General features: G+C 61.8%; 1 protein-coding gene. It reads left to right on the top strand.

What is annotated here, in order from left to right; all coding sequences use genetic code 11:
- A partial coding sequence (locus AC5JJ6_RS10495; protein ID WP_496041983.1) for a cadherin-like domain-containing protein occupies positions 1–2,244 on the top strand: 2,244 nt, incomplete at both ends.

Here is a 2,244-nt window from a genome sequence, read left to right as displayed (position 1 = left end):
GTGCCAACTACACCATCACCACAAGCTCCGACGGCGCAATCCTCGTCAGCCACACGGGCTTCGATCCGGCCAATGTCCCGGCCGGAGTCGATGCACGGGTCTCCGACGGGGTGGACAAGCTGCGGAACATCGAGCGCCTGAGCTTCGCCGACGGCGTCGTCAACCTGACCCCCCCAGACCTCAAGCTCAATGCCTTTGACCCGGGCGGGACAGTCGCCGACAACTTCAACAATCTCACTGCCCCCTACAGCAACAACTCCGGCACCAGGGCGTGGGGCGGGAGCTGGGTCGAAACCGGCGATGACGACAACGCGACGGCTGCCACCGGTCAGATCCGGATTACAGCCGGGACACTCCAGTTCGATCAGGGCAACGGCGCCAGTATCCAGCGCAGCGTCAATCTTGCCGACGGCGTCTCGGCACGCCTGAGCTACTCGGCTAATCCCGATCAGCTCGATGCTGGCGAAGCCGTGAGAGTGTTCTTCTCCGCGGATGGGGTCACCTTCACGCTGCTGGACACCATCACGGGCAATGGCGCTACGGTAAACCGCACCTTCGACCTGACCGGCCCGTTCACCGCCAATGCCGCTGTCCGCTTCGAAGCTACGGCCATCAGCCTCGCCAACGAGTTCGTGACCATCGACAATCTCGCACTTGACGTGACGGTGCCGGCAGTCTCGCCGTCGGTGGATTACGAGACGACCTACACGGAAGACGGAGCCGCGGTTACGATCGCGTCCCTGCCGAGCATCGTAGACGACTCAGCTCAGATGGCCTCGGCCAGGATCGTCGTGACCAATGCTCAGCCAGGAGACGACCTCGATATCGGCAGTCTGACCGGAACCGGGATCACTGCCAACATCGCCTTGGTGGGAGGCCAAATCGTCCTGACCCTGACCGGTGAGGCGTCCCTGAGTGTGTATCAGCGGGTGATCCAGTCGATCACCTTCGACAACACGTCCCAGAACCCGAGCACGGTAGATCGGATCATCGAAGTCACGGTGAACGACGGCCTCATGGACAGTAACGTAGCGACCACCACGGTCAACGTGATTGCGGTCAACGATGCCCCAAGCCCTGGGGCTGACAGGATCGTGACGAACTTCGTCAATAACCAGGCGTTCACACTGCCGGACTGGGTGTTCCTCAACAACGACAGCGATGTGGACAGCACTCCGCTTGTGATCTCAGGCGTCAGCGCGGCGACCAATCTGACGGTCACCCGCTCCGACGGATCGATCACTATCACGGACATCGGACTCACGAACGGCGGCTCGTTCACCTATACCGTGGGCGATGGTCAAACGACCAGGACCGGAAATGTCAATGTCGTGCGGGATACGACTGCTCCGATCAGCGGCGGAAACGGCAGCGACATCCTGGTCGGAAACGACGCAAACAGCGCCTTGGAAGGTGGTCTCGGCGACGAGACTGTCAACTGGGGCGCAAGATCATTCGGCGGCCTCTTCGATATATCGAATGACGGCCGTGACTTCGTTGACGGTGGCGCTGGAACGGACGACCGGTTCATAGTGAATGGCAGCGGCACTGCGGAAGCCTTTGTGGTGTATTCTCGGACAGCGGCTGCCGCCTCGGGCATCAATGGTCTGAAGACCGACACGGAGATCGTCATTACCCGCAACGGTTCTGTGATCGCGGAACTCGATAACATCGAGGAAATCACGATCAACACCGGGGCAGGGAACGACACCGTTACAGCCGTGGGAGACTTCAATCCGACGAGCCTGAACTTCAACACCATCACGATTAACAGCGACGAAGGCGATAACACCGTTGACATCACGTCGCTGCAGTCGGCGCACCGGATCCTGTTCCGCTCCAACGGTGGCAACGACACCATTATCGGCACTCTGCGCCCGCAGGACGTGATCGAGCTTCCGGCAGGCGTGGCCCCGACGGACTATGAGATCACGACCGACGAGAGCGGCGTGACCACGATGTCGGGCGGCAGCCACAGCATCCGCTTCACCTGCGAAAACGGACTGCCGCAGTTCGGGTTGGGTGACGGCACTGGAACTCCGGGTACTGGCACCGGAACTCCGGGTACTGGCACCGGAACGCCGGGTACTGGCACCGGAACGCCGGGTACTGGCACCGGAACGCCGGGCACTGGCACCGGAACGCCGGGTACTGGAACTCCGGGCACTGGGACACCGGGTACTGGAACACCGGGTACTGGAACGCCAGGTACCGGAACTCCGGGCACTGGGACGCCGGGTACTG

The organism is Skermanella sp., from assembly GCF_059503625.1.
The sequence above is the reverse complement of the archived record's forward strand: the minus strand, read 5'-3'. Positions and strand labels throughout refer to the sequence as shown.